Source organism: Nonomuraea sp. NPDC050556, from assembly GCF_044457355.1.
In the GTDB taxonomy this organism is placed as follows: Bacteria; Actinomycetota; Actinomycetes; order Streptosporangiales; family Streptosporangiaceae; genus Nonomuraea.
Window position 1 is genome coordinate 307189 of record NZ_JBITGU010000006.1, and the last position, 17115, is coordinate 324303.

Below are 17115 nucleotides of genomic sequence, written 5' to 3' on the forward strand. Positions count from 1 at the left end.
TCGCGCCACCTGTTCTGTTCTGCATGCCCATTTACGGAGACCTTCGATGTCCTCCCGCGCCCTGCTCTGCCTGTTATTACTCACGGCCTGCTCCGCCACACCCGGCGCGCGTGACGACGCCGGCCTGCTTCGCGGCAGAGCGCGCGAGGCCGCGCTGGACGGTGACCCGGAGCTCGTCGGGCTCGCCGGGCCCTTCGGCGACTGCCCGAGGGCCAGGGGGTTCCGCGCGCCGTCGACCAGGCCGTACCTGGACAAGGAGATCGCGGACGCCGAGGCCGACCTGGAGTGCGGCAAGGCCTTCCACGCCGCGCTCGCGTCCAGGAGCCACCGCGTCAACGCCGACTACGGCCTGCCGGACAGCTGAGCATGTACAAGGAGAGCTCCGGATGAGATCACCACGCAGGGTCCTGGTGGCGACCGTCGCCGGTGTCGTCGTCGTGGCGGGGATCGGCTGGGGGGTGAGCACCAGGCTGCGCTCGCCCGCCGACGAGGCGGCGCTGCGCAAGGCGCCGAAGGCGTCGCTGGTCACCGCCCCGGTGGAGCGGCGCAAGCTGGTCAGCAACGTGGTCGTCGCCGGCACCCTGGAGTACGGCTCGCCGCTGCCGGTGACGCTCGCCGGGGTGGTCGGCGGCGCCGGCGAGGCGCAGCGGGTGACCAGGGCGCCGCGCGTCGGCAAGGTGAAGCAGGGCGCGGTGCTGATGGAGGTCAACGGCCGCCCGGTCTTCGTCCTGAAGGGCGCCATCCCGATGCACCGCACGATCGGCCCCGGAGCCAAGGGGCCGGACGTGAAGCAGCTCCAGAGGGGGTTGCGCACCCGGGTCACCGGCGTCTTCGACCAGGCCACCGTGGCCGCCGTCACCAGGTGGTACGCGGCCAGGGGGTACGAGGCGCAGAAGCCGAGCCTGGCCGACCGGCAGTCGCTCGACACGTTGCGCAAGGCCGTACAGACCGCTCAGGAGACGCTCGTCACCGAGCAGAAGGCGCTGGACGCCGGGCGCGACGTGCTGCCGCTGAAGGTGAAGCTGAGCAACGCCAGGAAGGACCTGAAGGCCGCCGAGGGCGCGCTGGAGGACGCGGAGTCGCGCGAGTACACCCCGGAGGACGAGGTCAAGTACGAGGCCGCAGAGGCGGCCGTGCGCGCCGCCGAGGAGAAGCTGCTGGAGGCCGAACAGGCGCTGGCCGCGGCCAGGGCACAGCCCACCACGAGCCCGACGGCCACGCCGGCGCCCTCGGCGCAGCCGTCCGCCGACACCCGCCTGCTGGAGCTGCGGGTGACCAACGCCCGCCAGGAGCTCGAAGCGGCGCGGCGCTCGTTCGGCCGCATCCAGGAGGAGGCGAAGATCGCCCGTACGGCGCTGCTGGAGCAGCGGCGCAAGGCGGTGCGGGACGCGCAGGAGGCGGTGGTGTCCGCCGAGCAGGCGTTGCGCCAGGCGCGCCAGGTGTCGCCGGCCAAGCTCAAGGTGGCCAACGCGCGCAAGGACGTGGCGGCGGCCCAGGGGCTGCTGGGCGAGTTCATGCGCACCTTCGGCACGTCGATTCCGCCGGGCGAGCTGGTGTTCCTGTCGCAGCTCCCGGCGCGGGTGAACAAGGTCAAGGTCAAGCCGGGCGAGACGATCGAGGCAGAGGTGGCAACCGTGACGAGCTCGTCGTTCGTGGTGGTCGGCTCGGTGCAGTCCACCGAGACCGAGCTGCTCAAGGACGGCCTTCCAGCGACGATCGAGGACGCGTCGGGGAAGACGTACCCGGCGACGCTGACCGCCTTCGGCGCGAAGGCGCGGGCGGCGACCGGTGAGAAGGCCGACGGCGAGCAGGGCTCGGAGCCGGTGATCGTCACGCCGCTGTCGATGAAGGGACTCAAGGGCCTTTCGGGCGCCGCGGTCACGGTCAAGGTGACCGTGGGCGCGACGGACGACGAGGTGCTGGTGGTGCCGGTCGCGGCCGTGGTCACCTCGGCGGACGGCAAGCCGCGCGTGCAGGTGGAGGTGTCCACCGACAGGACGCGGGACGTCGAGGTGCGCACCGGGCTGACCGCGGACGGGAACGTCCAGGTCACCGGCGACCTCAAGGAAGGCGACCGGGTGGTGGTCAGCGGTGCGTGAACCCGTCATCGAGCTGTCCTCGGTCTCCAGGTCCTTCCCCGCGGAGCCGCCGGTGCTCGCCCTTCAGGACGTGTCGCTGCGCGTGGAGTGGGCCGACTACCTGGCCATCGTCGGCCCGTCAGGGTCGGGGAAGTCGACGCTGCTCAACGTGATCGGCCTGCTGGACAGGCCGACCAGCGGCACCTACCGCCTGGACGGCATCGAGACCACCTCGCTCAGGGACGGCGCCCGCACCAAGCTGCGCGGCAGCCGGATCGGCTTCGTCTTCCAGTCCTTCCACCTGCTGGCCCACCGCAGCGTGGTGGAGAACGTCATGCTCGCGGAGATCTACGCGAGACACGATCGCAAAGGGCGCAAGAGGCGGGCACTGGAGGCGCTCGACCAGGTCGGCATGGGGCACCGCGTCGACTTCCCGACCGACCGCCTGTCCGGCGGCGAGCGGCAGCGCGCCGCGATCGCCCGCGCGCTGCTCGGCAAGCCGTCCCTGCTGCTGTGCGACGAGCCGACGGGCAACCTCGACTCCCGCAACACCGCGGCCGTCCTCGACCTGTTCGACCAGCTGCGCGAGCAGGGGCTGACCATCGTCGTCATCACCCACGAGGACGAGGTGAGCACCCGGGCCAAGCGCAGGGTCCGCATCACCGACGGCGTCCTCACCGAGGAGTAGCGCCGTGTACCTGCGCGATCTGGGCAACGAGGCGCTGGCCGCGATGCTGGCCCGCCCGGTCCGCTCGGCGCTGACGACGCTGGGGACCGTACTCGGGATCACCACGCTGGTCATCACGCTCGGGGTGGCCGCGACGGCGGGCAACCAGATCGTGGGCAGGTTCGACGAGCTCGTCGCCACCGCCATCACCGTCGAGGTGCCGGAGGCCGACGTGCCGCTCGTCGGCTGGAACAGCGTCGAGGAGGTCACCCGGCTGCGCGGCGTCACCTCGGCCGCCGCGCTCGCCGAGAGCAAGGACTCGGCCAACCTGTCGGTGCGCTCCAACCGGCTCGTCGACCCGACCAGGGTCACCGACCAGACCCTCACCGTCCTGGCCGCCACGCCCGGCCTGCCGGACGCCGCGCGCGGCCGCATGGTCGCCGGCCGCTTCTTCGACCGCGGCCACCTGGACCGCAAGGACCACGTGGTCGTGCTCGGCGACCAGGCGGCCGAGATGCTCGGCGTCACCCGCCTGGACAAGGCTCCCGCCGTCTTCATCGGCGACCGCGCCTACACCGTGATCGGCATCCTGGGCGACCTGCGCCGCGAGCGGAACCTGTCCACGGCCGTGCTGGTCCCGCCGACGATCGGCAGGCAGTTCGGGCTCAAGGACGTCACCCGCGTCCTCATCAACACCAGCCTCGGCGCCGCCGACCTCATCGCCAGGCAGGCGCCCACGGCGCTCAGTCCCGGCAACGGCGACAGCCTCCAGGTCATCGCTCCGCCCACCCCGACCAAGGCGAGGGACGGTGTGCAGGACGACGTGAACGGCCTGTTCCTCATCCTGGGGCTGGTCTCCCTCGTCGTCGGCGCGGTCGGCATCGCCAACGTCACCCTGGTGACCGTCATGGAACGGATCACCGAGATCGGCCTGCGCCGCGCGCTGGGCGCGGCCAGGCGGCACGTCGCCGCCCAGTTCCTGCTGGAGTCCACGCTCATCGGCCTGACCGGCGGCGTCATCGGCGCCAGCCTCGGCATCGTCGCCGTCGTCGCCATCTCGGCGGCCAAGCAGTGGACGCCCGTCCTCGACCTCACCCTGGCCCTGACCGCACCCCTGGCCGGCGCTCTCGTCGGACTGCTGGCGGGCTTGTACCCCTCCCTCCGCGCCGCGCGGATGGAACCCGTCGACGCCCTCAGATAGGAGCGCCCATGCGCAGAGCAGCAACAGGGTTGGCCCTGGCCGTACTGGTGGCCGGATGCTCGGCCGGCGAGGTGCGGAGCGCCGCCTCTCCGCCACCCACAGGGGAGTCGTCTAAGGCCAAGGAGCAGCGCAAGGAGAACCTGCGGGCCACCTGCATGAAGGGCAAGGGCTTCACCTACATCCCGTGGATCTTCCCCGACGAGCCGGTGACCGACGAGGAGCTCAAGGCCTCGTCGGGGGACTACGAGGCCTTGAAGGCGGAGCGGTCGCGGCGCGGGTTCGGGATGTACTACTCGATGGTCAACACGAAGGACGAGAAGGGGAAGGAGACCATGATCGAGGACCCGAACAACAAGATCACCGCCAAGCTCTCCAAGACCCAGGTGAAGGCCTGGACCAAGGCCAACACCGAGTGCTACGTCCAGGTGGCCAAGACCGTCTACGACAAGGTCGTCAAGGACGAGTCCGACCTGTGGTCGCAATACTGGGAGATGTCGAAGAAGGCGCTCTCGCGCGAGCTGGACGGCGACGCCGAGCTGGTCGACCTCGCGCAGAAGTTCGGCGACTGCCTCAAGTCCAAGGGCTACAAGGTGACCTCCCTGCGCCCGACCGAGCTGAACGAGCGCGGCAGGAACGCCATCCAGGAGGAGATGACGGAGCTGGCGCAGAAACAGCAGGGCAGGAAGGAGAAGATGGATCCGGGCACGTTTATGATGCCCGAGTTGTCCCAGCAGGACGCGCGGCCGTACCTGCAGCGGGAGATCAAGGCGGCGCTCGACGACCTGGAGTGCGGCAAGGACTTCTACGCCGCCTTCATGCCCAGGCGGACGACGGTCAGCAAGCGGGTCAGCGTCGAATTCGGCCTGGGGTCCACGCAATGAGGGCCGTCCTCGTCCTCGCCTGCCTCCTGCTCTCCGCCTGTACGGCCGCGCCGCCCGCGCCCGCTCCGTCGGCGGCGGGCGAGTCGGCCAAGACCAAGAAGCAGCGCGTGGAGAACATGAAGGCCGACTGCATGAAGAGCAAGGGCTTCAAGTACATCCCGTGGGTCATCCAGCGCCGCGAGCCGACCGAAGGGGAGAAGAAGCAGGCGGAGGGCGACTACGCCGCGATGCGGGCCGACCGCGCCAGGAACGGCTTCTACGTCTACATCACCTTCGTCACCAACAAGTCGGAACAGGGCGAGGACCTGGTCTTCGAGAGCCCCAACAACAAGCTGACGGCCAAGCTCTCGCGGACCCAGCAGGCCGCCTGGTACGAGGCGGAGGGCGCCTGCTTCGCCGAGGCGGCCAAGGTCGTCTACGGCAAGACGGTCAAGGACGAGCAGGAGTTCTGGAAGCAGTACTCCGACCTGGTCGAGAAGCTGGCCGAGCGGGAGCTCGACGGCGACCAGCACCTCGTGGAGCTGGGCCGCACGTTCGGCGACTGCCTCAAGGCCAAGGGCTACAAGGTGACCTCATTGCGCCCCACGGACCTGGCCGAGCGCGGCAGGAAGCAGGTGGAACAGGAGTCGAGCGAGCTGGGCCAGAAGCAGCAGGGCTCGACGAAGAAGCTGGAGGAGGGCTCCTTCGCGGTTCCGCAACTGACTCCGGCCGAGGCGAAGCCGTACCTGGACAAGGAGATCAAGGCGGCGCTGGACGACCTCGACTGCGGGCGCGACTTCTACGCGAGCTTCATACCGAAGCAGGGAAAGCTCCACGACCGCGCGGGCGCGGAGTACGGAATGGGATAGCGCGAACTGGAAAGCGGTCGAGTGGCGAGATATCCGTGTGATGACACGAACGCTGGCGTCCTGTGCACTGGTGATGTTCCTCGGGGGATGCGCCGCCACCACGGGCCAGGCCGCGCAACCGGTTACCGCGGGCAAGGAGCAGTTACGGGAGAGCTCGATCGCCGACTGCATGAAGGCGAGCGGGTTCACCTACGTCTCCACGCCGCGCACCCGTATCTCGAGCGACCCCGATGGCAAGCGCGCCGCCGGTGACTACGCGGCGATGAAGACCCATCGCACGAAATATGGCTTCATGATCTTCTCCGCTCTCGTCTATCCCAAGGACGAGAAGGCCGGCGGCCTGGACACCGGCGCGGAGAACCCCAACGACAGGAACGTCAGGGCCCTCTCGGCCGCCCAGCAGGGCGCCTACAGGAAGGCGCGCGACGCCTGTTTCTCCCAGGCGACCAAGCAGATCTTCGGCAAGGACGTGAAGAGCTTCGACGACTACTACGCGAAATACGCCAAGGCCTACGAGACCACCGTGCTCAGCCGGTTGGACTCCGACCCCGAGCTGGTCCCCCTCGCCCAGAAGTACGCGGACTGCCTCAAATCCCAGGGCGTCCGCGTCGACTCGGCCAAGCCGTCCGCGATCGGCGAGCAGGCACAAAAGCCGTTCTACGACGAGCTGTTCGCCCTCGGCAGGAAGGAGCACCCCAAGTCCAAGGCCGAGAACTGGTGGCCGAGCTTCACCCCGGCGGAGGCCAGGCCCTACCTGAACCGCGAGGTCAAGGCCGCCCTGGCCGACCTGGAGTGCGGCAAGGACTTCTTCCCCGTCCTGTCGCCGAAGCGGACGGCGGCGTCAGCGGCGTTCGACGCCGACTGGGGGATGTCCTAGCCAGTAACGCTCCTCGGCCAGGATGAGGGCGGCTCCGCCGACCAGCCCGGCGTCCTGGCCGAGCGCGGCGGGCACGACCTTCACGCGCTTGGCGAAGTCCATCCTGGCGTGCTCGCGCAGCGCCTCCTCCAGCGGGTCGAACAGCAGGTCGCCGGTCTGCGCGAGGCCACCGCCGATGGTGACGACGTCGAGGTCGCACAGGTGGGTGGCCGAGGCGATCGCGATCCCCAGCGCCCGTCCCGCCCGCCGCATGGCCGCCGTCGCGACCGCGTCGCCCGCGCGGGCGTCGGCGGCCAGGTCCCGCGCCGTGACCTCCCGATCCTCCCTGTACGGCCGGGCCTCGGACGAGGTCCGCTCGCCCGGGGTCCAGCCGTGGGCCAGCGCCCATTCCACCAGCCCCGGCCCGCGCGCCACCGCCTCCAGGCAGCCGCGCCCGCCGCACCCGCACGGCACCCCACCGGGCTCCACGATCACGTGCCCGATGTGTCCCGCGTTCCCCGTGCCGCCGTCAATCAGCCTGTCGCCCAGGATGAGCCCGCCGCCCACCCCTGTGGACACGACCATGCCGAGCATGTTCGCGCTCCCCTGGCCCGCGCCCCGCCAGTGCTCGGCAGCCGCCACGCAGATCGCGTCGTTGTGCAACCGTACGGGCAGGCCGGGAAAGAGGGCCTGGAGCCGGGAACGCACGGGAAAGCCGCGCCACGCGGGGATGTTGAGCGGCGAGACCTCACCGGAGGGCCACACCATCGGCCCGCCACAGCCGACGCCGACCCCGTCGACCCCGGCGGCGAGCGGCTCGATCAGGTCCGTCAGCGCCGTCCACAGATCTTCGGCGTCGCCGCTCTGCGGGGTGGCCACGCGGCGGGAGGTCACCAGGGCGCCGTCGTCGGAGACCAGTCCGGCGGCCAGCTTGGTGCCGCCGATGTCGATGGCGAGGATCACCTGCTGGAAAATATCAGCACAGAAGCCGTGAAGCCGTGCACGTGGTTCACCCCGGCGACCGGCCCGACCTCACCCGCGGCGAAGAACCCCGCCACGCCGATCGGACCCAGCGTGTCGCGCAGCGCGACCGCGTCGTGGTCGGCTGTGCCGAACATCGCGGAACCCCGGCCGTTGCAGGAGAACAGCAGCGCGCCGTCGATGCGGCCCAGCTCCTCGCGGTGGGCGTCGAGCAGGTCGTAGAGGTCCTCGTCCGCCGTCGCCGCGTCACGCACCTGGAACCGTACGGTCCTGCCGACCTCGACGACGTCGCCGATGGCCACACCCTCGCGGTCCGGGTCGATGCCGAGCACGCCCCTGATGAGGAAGTCGCCGCGCTCGTGGCGCTCGGCGTACTCGTTCATCGCCACGCCGATCTGCAGCCCCGAGGCGACCAGCTCGCGGTCGTCCTCGTCGAGCTCGCTGACGATCTCCTCCAGCCTGGCGAGCGCCGGCTGCCCGGCCAGCTCCAGCAGCAGGTTGTCCTCGGAGCGGGTCACCGCCATCGTCGGGCCGATCGGCCTGCACCCCTGGCTGACGACCGTGCTGACGTGTACGGCTCCGCTGAGCATGACGCCGATCGCGCCCTCGCTGTAGATCTCCCCGTCGGCGAACAGCCGCACCGAACCCCTGCCGTGCAGCCCGTTGGCCAGCCCGCCGATCAGCGGCAGGTCGCCCAGGACGTCGGCGGAACGCTCGACGAAGGCGTCGGTGGGGAAGCTGTAGGGGTCGGCCAGCAGGATGGCCACGTGGTCGTCCTGGCCGCGCTCCGGCAGCCCGATGACCACGAAGCGGTCTTCGGCCGTCAGCGTCTCCAGGGCGAACGTGGTGAGCTTTGCCCCGTCGAGGGTGGCCGCCCAGGCGCTGACCGACGGGGTGAGCTCGACGCCCTGCCCGTCGCCGATCACGCCGGTGGCACTGCAGCCGATCACGTGCGCGCCGGGCGCGAGCGCCATGGCCCGCATGCCCGCCATGGCGACGTCGTCCGGGTCGTCCCCGCAGACGAAGAAGCAGACCAGGTCGGGCGGGCCGCTGAGGCGCGACATGGCCTGGCGCACCGCGGTCTCCGCGTCCGCGACCAGGTCAGATCCCACGGCGAGGCCATCGGCGAAGCGGCTCGTCAACAGTGCCACGCGTCTCGCCTCCCTTGACATGAATAGTTCCCTAGGCCCGATTCTCCCCACTGGAGCCACAAGCACGCGCATCAAGCGCCACACAATAGTCAAGATCCGGAATGCGCGTTCATGGGGGAAGGACGTAGTCTCGATCCCGTGCATCAGCCTCGTATTCTCCGCGAGTTGCGAGAGAGCGGCCACGTTCATCGCACCGTCAAGCAAGAGGTCCGCGAGAACCTGCTGGCCAAGCTGCGGGCAGGTGAGCCGCGCTTTCCAGGCATCGTGGGCTTCGAAGACTCGGTCCTGCCTCACCTCGAACGCGCGTTACTGGCCGGGCATGACCTGGTCCTCCTCGGTGAGCGCGGCCAGGGCAAGACCCGGCTCATCCGTACCGTCACCCAGCTTCTCGACGAGTGGACTCCGGTCATCGAGGGCTGCGAGATCAACGACCATCCCTATGCGCCCGTCTGCGCCCGCTGCGTCCGACTTTCCAAGGAAATGTCGGAAGATCTACCGGTGGCGTGGAAGCACCGCGACGAGCGCTACGGCGAGAAGCTCGCGACCCCGGACACCTCGGTCGGTGACCTGATCGGCGACGTCGACCCGATCAAGATCGCCGAGGGGCGCACGCTCGGCGACCCGGAAACCGTCCACTACGGCCTCGTCCCGCGCACCAACCGCGGCATCTTCTCCGTCAACGAGCTGCCCGACCTGGCGGAACGCATCCAGGTCTCGCTGCTCAACGTCCTGGAGGAGCGCGACATCCAGGTGCGCGGCTACAACCTGCGCCTCCCTCTCGACGTGCTGCTCATCGCCAGCGCCAACCCGGAGGACTACACCAACCGCGGGCGGATCATCACGCCGCTCAAGGACCGGTTCGGCGCGGAGATCCGCACCCACTACCCGCGCACGATCGAGGACGAGCTGGTCCTCATCAAGCAGGAGATCACGCCCGACATCGGCGCCGACATCCCCGAGCACCTGGTCGAGGTGATCGCCAGGTTCACCAGGCTCGTCCGCGAGTCCACCGCCGTGGACGCGCGGTCCGGGGTGTCCGCCCGGTTCTCCATCGCGGCCGCCGAGACCGCCTCGGCCTCCGCCGTACGCAGGGCTGCTCTGACGGGTGAGGAGCGCGCGGTCACCCGCGTGTGCGACCTCGCCTCCGTCGTCCACAGCCTGCGCGGGAAGGTGGAGTTCGAGGTCAGCGAGGAGGGCAGGGAGACCGAGATCCTGGCCCACCTGCTGCGCAGGGCCACGGCCGAGACGTTCCGCGGCAGGCTCGGCGGGCAGGACCTCGCGCCGCTCACCGACAGGTTCGCCGAGGGCAGCCAGGTGGAGTCCGGGGAACTGGTTCCCGCCGCCGAGCTGCTGCGCAGGATCGGGCCTGTCAACGGACTGTCCAAGATCATGTCGCGGCTGGGCATCGAGGAGGAGTCCCCCGGCCACGCGGCGGCGGCCCTGGAGTTCGCGCTCGAAGGGCTGTACCTGATGCGGCGGCTGTCGAAGGACGACCTCGACGGCACAGCGGTGTATCGGACGTAAACAAATCGGCGGTCTCCCGCGTCCAACCTGACAAGACCTTCTCGGGGGAGACCGCCCAATGCACGCACTGCTCACCGCCGCACTCGTCCTCGGCGGCATCACCACACCCACGTCGACCACGGTGTACGGCTACGCCTGGCTCGACGGCCAGGGCGCCATGCGCATCACGCCGGTGACGGCGACGCTGGTCACGAAGCAGAACATCCCGCGCTACGCGCTGAAGGCGCTGGCGGGCGCCAAGGAGCTCAAGCTCGACTACAGCGGCGCCGACTACCGGCGGCTCACGGTCGCGTGCGACCTCAAGGAGACCGAGGGACGGCTGGCGCTCGACTCGCGCGGTCTGGGCAAGACCAGGTGCGCGCCGTCCGACCTCGACTTCGCGCTGACGCTCCAGCCGACGCCGGTCCGCGTCGTCTACAACGGCGGCAAGGCGACCAAGGTCAACGAGTTCCTCCCGGCGAAGTACTACACCAAGACCGCCAAGGGCGTGATCAAGCGGGTCGACGCCGACACGATCGCGCTCAAGGGTCGCGACCTCTCCTACAACTGGCAGCTGACCTTCAACCGGGTCACCGCGAAGTGCTCGGACGGCTGGCTCAGCGGGAAGCCCGTCAACGCCGACGACGACGGCCTGGGCACCAAGGGCTGTACCAACAAGGACTTCTCCCGCGTGCTCAAGCACCCCTCGCTCGCCGTGGTCCACTACAACCCGTTCAGCAATCAGCTTCTCAGCGTCTGGGAAGTCTTCGGCGACGCGTGATCGGCGAGGTAGCGTGGGGGGATGGGCTACCGGTATGGGGAGTATCACGACGGTCCCGACCCCCTTGCACCTCCTTACGACGTACGTGCCGCCCTGGACGAGATGGGGGACGCGATCCTCTCTGGCTCTACGCCCGTCCACGCGCTGCGCGACCTGCTCAAACGCGGCCTCCCCGGCGCCCAGGACCGCCGCGGCCTCGACGACATGCTCAAAGAGGTACGGCGCCGCCGCCGCGAGCTACGCGAGAGCGGCAGGCTCGACGGCACCCTGGAGCGGGCGCGGGCGCTGCTCGACAAGGCCATCGGCCAGGAGCGCGCCGAGCTGTTCCCCGACCCGTCCGACGACGCCCGGCTGCGCGAGTCCGAGCTCGACGCCCTGCCTGACGACACGGCGAGCGCCATCCAGCAGCTGAGCAGCTACGAGTGGCGCTCCGACGCCGCCAGGCAGACCTTCGAGGAGCTGCGCGACCTGCTGCGCCGCGAGGTGCTCGACAGCCAGTTCAGGGGCATGCGCGACGCCCTGGCCAACCCGGACCCTGCCGCGATGGAGCGGGTCAGGGAGATGATGGCCGCGCTCAACGACATGCTGGAGAAGGACGCGCGCGGCGAACACACCCAGGCCGACTTCGACGCGTTCATGGCTTCTTACGGGGAGATGTTCCCCGAGAAGCCACGCAACCTCGAAGAGCTCGTCGACATCCTCGCCCGGCGGGCAGCCGCCACCCAGCGCATGCTCGCCTCGCTCACGCCGCGCCAGCGCGAGGAGCTCGGCAACCTCATCAACCAGACGCTCGACCAGGCCGGGCTGTCGGAGCAGATGCGGCGGCTCGGCGACGCCCTCTACGCCCGCCGTCCCGACCTGGCCTGGGGCACCCCGGAACGGCTGACCGGCGAGGAGCCCATGGGCATGGGCGACGCCGTCACCGCGCTGGAGGAGCTGGCCAACCTCAGCCAGCTCGAATCCGCCCTGCGCCAGGACTACCCGGGCGCGCGCCTCGACGACATCGACGAGGCGGCCGTACGGCGGGCACTCGGGCGCTCGGCCGTGGACGACCTGGAGGCGCTCAAGCGCATCGAGCGGGAGCTGGAGGAGCAGGGCTACCTGCTGCGGCGCAGGGGCAAGCTGGAGCTCACCCCCAAGGCGGTGCGCAGGCTCGGGGAGACGGCGCTGCGCCGGGTGTTCTCCTCGCTCGACGCCGGGCGCAGGGGGGACCACGACCAGCACGACGCGGGGGCGGCGGGCGAGCTGACCGGCTCGTCGCGGCCGTGGCGGTTCGGTGACGAGCAGCCCATCGACGTGGTCCGTACGCTGGTCAACGGCGTGCGCAACAGCGCAGCCACGACCCTCGACCGGCCGGGCCCGCGCAAGGGCGTGCGGCTGTCGGTGGACGACTTCGAGGTGGCGGAGACGGAACGGCGCAGCGCGGCAGCGGTGTGCCTGCTGGTCGACCTGTCGTACTCGATGGCCCTGCGCGGCACCTGGGCGGCGGCCAAGCAGACCGCGCTCGCGCTGCAGGCGCTGGTGGCGTCCAAGTTCCCGCAGGACGCGGTGCAGATCGTGGGGTTCTCCAACTACGCCAGGGTGCTGCAGCCGGACGAGCTCGCGGGGCTCGACTGGGACATGGTCCAGGGGACGAACCTGCACCACGCGCTGCTCATCGCCGGGCGGCACCTCGACAGGCACCCGGACTTCGAACCCGTCGTCCTGGTGGTCACCGACGGTGAGCCGACGGCCCACCTGCTGCGCAACGGCCGCTCCGCCTTCGAGTGGCCGCCGTCGCACGAGACGCTGGAGCTGACGCTGGCCGAGGTCGACAAGATGACCAGGCGGAGGGCCACGATCAACATCTTCATGCTCGCGGGGGACGATCGGCTCAAGGAGTTCGTCGACGAGGTGGCCAGGCGCAACGGCGGCCGCGTGTTCGCCCCGGACGCGGAGAAGCTCGGCGAGTACGTGGTCAGCGACTTCCTCCGCGTCAGACGCGCCCGCTGAAAGCCCCCCAACTCTCAGCCCAGGGAGGTCTTCCCTCCAGGTGTTGCCTCTAGGCGTCGACGAGGCCGATGTAGAAGTCGAGGGCGACGTCGAAGCCGTCGCGGCAGTTGCGGTGCGAGCGGTAGCACGGACGCCAGGCCGAGCTGGCGCCGATCCCCGCGCGGGCGTCGGTCAGCAGATCCGGCACGCGCTCCGGCTTGGGCAGCAGCCCGCCGTTCAGATAGCGGGCGTCCGAGAGCTCCACGTGCTCGCCACGAACGCCGGAAACGAGCAGCCCGAGACGCCAGCCGCTCTCTTCGTCCCACACCAGCGCGTTGCCGTCGGACAGCAGGACGGTGGCGTCACGAGGGTCGCACGGACCCTCCCACCAGTCGGCGACCTGGCCGGCGAGCTGTTCGACTACCTGCTGGACGTAGCTGACCGGCTGCCGAAGCCACTCGTCGCTGTATGGCTCGACGTGCCTGATGGCCACGACGACACCCCCTTGTGGCGCGCTGGTAACGAAAGTAGAGAACTACAAACCATACCTGCGGCGAACTTATTCCGTTGCACCAGCGTCTAGTCATTACGGACGATATTTGTCCGCGCTACGGGGAAGCGCTTCGGGAAGGAGGGGAGCCTGATGATCGCAATGGTGCTCTTGGTCGTCCTGATGGTTGCCACGGTCGCCGCGTTCGAGCTCTGCATGCGCAGCTCCTCCGAGGACGCCTTCGAAGAGGAGGAGCCCGAGGTTCAGAGCGCCGAGTAAATGAGTGTCGGCCTCCCGGGGAGATCACCGGGGGGCTAATCTCTCCGGCATGTCGACCTTCCTGCTCTGGCTCCACATAGGCTTCGCCATCTTCGCGCTCGGCCCGCTCACCGCCGTCACTTCGGCCGCGCCGCGTGCCATCCGCACCAAGAACGTCCCCGTGCTGGAGAACCTCCAGCGCATGACCCGCATCTACAGCATCGGCTCGCTCGGCGTGCTGGTCTTCGGCCTGTGGCTGGGCGGCTCGCTCGGCGTCCTCGGCAAGTGGTACATGACGGCGTCGATGACGCTGTTCATCGTGGCCGTGGTGCTGCTCGTCATCATGGACCGCGACCTGCGCACCGCCGTCCGGGTGCTCTCCTCGGAGTCCCCGGACGACGACGCGAAGGTCCAGAACGGCCGGATCGCCGCGCTGGGCGGCCTGGTCGCCCTCATCTGGCTGGTGATCCTGGCCCTGATGGTCTTCCCGCAGCCCTAGCCGAGCGCCTGCGTCAGGTCCTCGAGGAGGTCGTCGACCGTCTCGATGCCGACGGACAGGCGCACCAGGTCGGCCGGCACCTCCAGCGGTGACCCGGCAGCGGAAGCGTGCGTCATCCGCCCCGGGTGCTCGATCAGGGACTCGACGCCGCCGAGCGACTCCCCCAGCGTGAACAGCTTGGCCCTGTTGCACACGTCGACAGCGGCCTGCTCGCCGCCCTCGACGCGGAACGACACCATGCCGCCGAACCGCTTCATCTGCTTGGCCGCCACCTCGTGCCCGGCGTGCTCAGGCAGGCCCGGGTAGAGCACCTCGGTCACGCGCGGGTGGGCCAGCAGCAGGTCGACGACGCGCTCGGCGTTGTCGCAGTGCCTGTCCATGCGGACGCCGAGCGTCTTGAGCCCGCGCAGCGTCAGCCAGGCGTCGAACGGCCCGGCCACCGCGCCCATGGCGTTCTGGTGGTAGGCCAGCTCGTCGGCCAGGCCCTGGTCGCGGGCGATCAGCGCGCCACCGACCACGTCGGAGTGGCCGCCGACGTATTTCGTCGTGGAGTGGACCACGATGTCGGCCCCCAGCGCGAGGGGCTGCTGCAGGTACGGCGAGGCGAACGTGTTGTCCACGACCAGCAGCGCGCCGCAGGAGTGGGCGAGCTCGGCCAGCGCGGCGATGTCGGCGATGCCGAGCAGCGGGTTGGTCGGCGTCTCCACCCAGATGATCTTCGTCTTCTGCGTCACCGCCGCGGCGACCGCGTCGATGTCGCCCAGCGGCGCCGGGTCGTAACGCAGGCCCCAGCGCTCGTTCACCTTGGCGAACAGGCGGTAGGTGCCACCGTAGGCGTCGTTGGGGATGACGACGTGGTCGTTGGGCTTGCACACCGTGCGCAGGATGGTGTCCTCGGCGGCCAGGCCTGACGCGAACGCCAGCCCGCGCACGCCCCCTTCGACGGCGGCCAGCGCCTCTTCGAGCGCGGTCCGCGTCGGGTTGGCCGACCTGCTGTACTCGTAGCCCGACCGCAGCCCGCCGACGCCGTCCTGCTTGTAGGTGGACGTCGCGTAGATCGGCGGGACCACCGCGCCGGTCAGCGGGTCAGGCTCCTGGCCTGCATGGATCGCCAGGGTCTCGAAACCGTTGCTCATCCTCCCACGCTATCGCGAGGGAGCGCCGTTCTCTGGACTGAGGAGCGCAGGGAGCGAAGCGAGTGGACGGCTCAAGGCGACCGAGCCGCGGCGCGTGAGCGTCGCCATGAACGCGGATCGACCCGTGAGACCGCCTCCCCAGGCGGTTCACGGGTCGATGTTTCCCCCAGTCACCATGGCCGGTCCCCCAACCGGCGTGTGGTGACGATCCGGACGTTCGCGCCATGCCGCGCAGTCCGGATGTTCAGGCGGCCTTGGGCTCTCCGTGGTTGTCGCGTCGCGGCAGGTGCACCACGTCAGCGTCGCCCGTCCGAGGCGCGTTGATGTGGCGGCCACTGCTGCCCTCCGCCGGCTCCCCGTTGATCCGGGAGAGCATCACGGGGTCGGCAAGCGCGAGCAGCACTCCTACGACCAGTCCGACACCCAACAGAACGAACCCGATAACGACCATTTCTCCCCGTCTCCCTTCCGACTCCTCAAGCATCGGCGACGGACCACCCCCGCCACCTCCGCTAAAGGACTGGTCCATGACAGGGCAGGTCGGCCGAACGGCTGATATGTCTTGTCAGACTTCCGGCTTAGGCTCAGGTGCCGTGGGGGACACCAAACGCTTCGTCTACTGGGTCAGGCGCCTCAGCGAGATCGCCATGATCTGCTGGCTCGTCCTGCTGTGGATGGTCGACCTGGCCGTGGCGACGACCATCAAGGGCCCCCAGTTCCTGATCCCGATCATCGGCGCCGGCGGCATCGTGGCCGTGTTCCTGCGCCGCCGCTACCGGGTCGAGGGCTTCACCATCCTCCTGGCCTGCTCCTTCGGGGCGTCCGTGCTGATCGGCGCCACCGACTTCCCCGGCGTGCCCGGCATGGCCGAGTCGGGGGCGGTGCTGCTGCTGACGATCGGCGTCCTGCGCCACGTCGAACCCCTGCGCAAGGCCGTCGTCCTCACCATCGCGGCCATGGTCGTGCTGATGTTCTCCGGCGGCGGGCGCGACTACGTCAACTCGGGGCTGGCGTTCTCGTTCACGCTGTTCTTCGCGTGGGCGGTGGCGGCGGGCATCGGGGCATACCTGCGCTTCCTGGCCGAGCGCCGCACCGAGGCCGTCCATTCCGTACGGCGGGCGGAGCGGCTGGAGCTCGCCAGGGAGCTGCACGACCTGGTGGCGCACCACATCACCGGCATCGTCGTCCAGGCCCAGGCGGCGCGTACGGTCGCCGAGATGAAACCGGAAGCCGTCGTGCCCGCCCTCGACGCGATCGCCAACGCCGGGGCGGAGGCGCTGACGTCGATGCGGCGGCTGGTGACCGTGTTGCGTGCGGAGGACGAGGCGGCGCGGACGCCTGGGACGTCGCTCGGGGACCTGCGGCTGCTGACGGAGCGGTTCTCGGAGAGCGGGCCCGGGGTGGCGTTCGAGATCGGCTACGGGATCGACGACCAGACGCTGCCGCCGGAGGTGATGACCACGTTGCACCGGGTGTTGCAGGAGTCGCTGACGAACGTCCGCAGGCACGCGCCGGGCACGGGGTGGGTCGAGGCGGACCTCAGGCTGGTGGACAGGGGGGTGCGGTTGCGGGTGCGCAACTTCGGGTCCGCCGCCGATCCGCGGGTGTCGCGGCTTGGGGGTGGCTTTGGGCTGGTCGGGATGGCTGAGCGCGTCGAGGCGCTCGGCGGCAGGCTCTACGCGGGCCCCAACCCCGAGGGCGCCTGGGAAGTCACCGCCGACTTCCCCCTCTGACCCCACACACCCGAAACCCGCCCATCCCCCAACCCCTCGGATCTGTCTCAAAGAGGCTGCCCCCGCCACGCGACCGCCACC

Annotated in this window: 18 protein-coding genes; 13 read left to right on the forward strand and 5 right to left on the reverse strand. The window is 69.9% G+C overall.

The window, feature by feature from the left end; all coding sequences use genetic code 11:
* Positions 1–46 precede the first annotated feature (46 nt).
* From ACIBG8_RS48230 to ACIBG8_RS48260, 7 genes are read left to right on the forward strand one after another with little or no spacing between them, the layout of a single operon-like run.
* Positions 47–364: a hypothetical protein gene (locus ACIBG8_RS48230; RefSeq protein WP_397350065.1), complete on the forward strand. Its 318-nt coding sequence runs from the start codon at positions 47–49 to the stop codon at positions 362–364.
* 22 nt (positions 365–386) lie between these two features.
* A complete protein-coding gene (locus ACIBG8_RS48235) occupies positions 387–2099 on the forward strand; it encodes a peptidoglycan-binding protein (protein WP_397350066.1) in 1713 nt (570 codons plus the stop codon).
* Positions 2092–2766, forward strand: a complete 675-nt coding sequence (locus tag ACIBG8_RS48240) for an ABC transporter ATP-binding protein (RefSeq protein ID WP_397350067.1) — start codon at positions 2092–2094, stop codon at positions 2764–2766. The genes ACIBG8_RS48235 and ACIBG8_RS48240 overlap by 8 nt, the downstream gene beginning before the upstream one ends.
* 4 nt (positions 2767–2770) lie before the next feature.
* The gene (locus ACIBG8_RS48245; protein ID WP_397350068.1) at positions 2771–3946 is read left to right on the forward strand and encodes an ABC transporter permease; all 1176 of its coding nucleotides are present in this window, start codon (positions 2771–2773) and stop codon (positions 3944–3946) included.
* A gap of 8 nt (positions 3947–3954) precedes the next feature.
* On the forward strand, positions 3955–4827 hold the full coding sequence (locus ACIBG8_RS48250; protein ID WP_397350069.1) for a hypothetical protein: 873 nt from the start codon (positions 3955–3957) through the stop codon (positions 4825–4827).
* Positions 4824–5675: a hypothetical protein gene (locus ACIBG8_RS48255; protein WP_397350070.1), complete on the forward strand. Its 852-nt coding sequence runs from the start codon at positions 4824–4826 to the stop codon at positions 5673–5675. The genes ACIBG8_RS48250 and ACIBG8_RS48255 overlap by 4 nt, the downstream gene beginning before the upstream one ends.
* 40 nt (positions 5676–5715) lie before the next feature.
* A complete protein-coding gene (locus ACIBG8_RS48260; RefSeq protein WP_397350071.1) occupies positions 5716–6552 on the forward strand; it encodes a hypothetical protein in 837 nt (278 codons plus the stop codon).
* Here ACIBG8_RS48260 and ACIBG8_RS48265 read toward each other — a convergent pair.
* Both ACIBG8_RS48265 and ACIBG8_RS48270 read right to left on the reverse strand, forming a co-directional pair.
* Positions 6517–7494 carry an ROK family protein gene (locus ACIBG8_RS48265; protein ID WP_397350072.1) on the reverse strand — a complete coding sequence of 326 codons (978 nt, stop codon included), beginning with the start codon at positions 7492–7494 and terminating at the stop codon, positions 6517–6519. The two genes, ACIBG8_RS48260 and ACIBG8_RS48265, sit on opposite strands and share 36 nt — an antisense overlap.
* On the reverse strand, positions 7491–8654 hold the full coding sequence (locus tag ACIBG8_RS48270; RefSeq protein WP_397350466.1) for an FIST N-terminal domain-containing protein: 1164 nt from the start codon (positions 8652–8654) through the stop codon (positions 7491–7493). Before ACIBG8_RS48270 ends, ACIBG8_RS48265 begins: the two co-directional genes overlap by 4 nt.
* Before the next feature lie 120 nt (positions 8655–8774).
* On the opposite strand from ACIBG8_RS48270, the gene ACIBG8_RS48275 reads away from it, so the two are divergent.
* From ACIBG8_RS48275 to ACIBG8_RS48285, 3 genes are read left to right on the forward strand one after another with little or no spacing between them, the layout of a single operon-like run.
* Entirely contained in the window at positions 8775–10187 is a 1413-nt protein-coding gene (locus tag ACIBG8_RS48275) for a sigma 54-interacting transcriptional regulator (protein ID WP_397350073.1), read from the forward strand.
* Between the two features lie 58 nt (positions 10188–10245).
* Positions 10246–10947, forward strand: a complete 702-nt coding sequence (locus ACIBG8_RS48280) for a hypothetical protein (protein ID WP_397350074.1) — start codon at positions 10246–10248, stop codon at positions 10945–10947.
* A 21-nt stretch (positions 10948–10968) separates the two neighbouring features.
* Complete coding sequence (locus ACIBG8_RS48285) at positions 10969–12939, forward strand: VWA domain-containing protein (RefSeq protein ID WP_397350075.1); 1971 nt, start codon at positions 10969–10971, stop codon at positions 12937–12939.
* A gap of 49 nt (positions 12940–12988) precedes the next feature.
* Here the strand turns inward: ACIBG8_RS48285 and ACIBG8_RS48290 are convergent, their stop codons facing one another.
* The gene (locus tag ACIBG8_RS48290) at positions 12989–13411 is read right to left on the reverse strand and encodes a DUF6292 family protein (RefSeq protein ID WP_397350076.1); all 423 of its coding nucleotides are present in this window, start codon (positions 13409–13411) and stop codon (positions 12989–12991) included.
* Between the two features lie 150 nt (positions 13412–13561).
* On the opposite strand from ACIBG8_RS48290, the gene ACIBG8_RS48295 reads away from it, so the two are divergent.
* Both ACIBG8_RS48295 and ACIBG8_RS48300 read left to right on the forward strand, forming a co-directional pair.
* Positions 13562–13687 carry a hypothetical protein gene (locus tag ACIBG8_RS48295; RefSeq protein WP_397350077.1) on the forward strand — a complete coding sequence of 42 codons (126 nt, stop codon included), beginning with the start codon at positions 13562–13564 and terminating at the stop codon, positions 13685–13687.
* Between the two features lie 49 nt (positions 13688–13736).
* Positions 13737–14165: a hypothetical protein gene (locus ACIBG8_RS48300; protein WP_397350078.1), complete on the forward strand. Its 429-nt coding sequence runs from the start codon at positions 13737–13739 to the stop codon at positions 14163–14165.
* Here ACIBG8_RS48300 and ACIBG8_RS48305 read toward each other — a convergent pair.
* Both ACIBG8_RS48305 and ACIBG8_RS48310 read right to left on the reverse strand, forming a co-directional pair.
* A complete protein-coding gene (locus tag ACIBG8_RS48305) occupies positions 14162–15301 on the reverse strand; it encodes a cystathionine gamma-synthase (protein ID WP_397350079.1) in 1140 nt (379 codons plus the stop codon). The genes ACIBG8_RS48300 and ACIBG8_RS48305 overlap by 4 nt on opposite strands.
* 244 nt (positions 15302–15545) lie before the next feature.
* On the reverse strand, positions 15546–15728 hold the full coding sequence (locus tag ACIBG8_RS48310; RefSeq protein WP_397350080.1) for a hypothetical protein: 183 nt from the start codon (positions 15726–15728) through the stop codon (positions 15546–15548).
* 166 nt (positions 15729–15894) lie between these two features.
* Between ACIBG8_RS48310 and ACIBG8_RS48315 the strand changes: the two genes are divergently transcribed.
* The gene (locus tag ACIBG8_RS48315; protein ID WP_397350081.1) at positions 15895–17034 is read left to right on the forward strand and encodes a sensor histidine kinase; all 1140 of its coding nucleotides are present in this window, start codon (positions 15895–15897) and stop codon (positions 17032–17034) included.
* Positions 17035–17115: the final 81 nt, after the last annotated feature.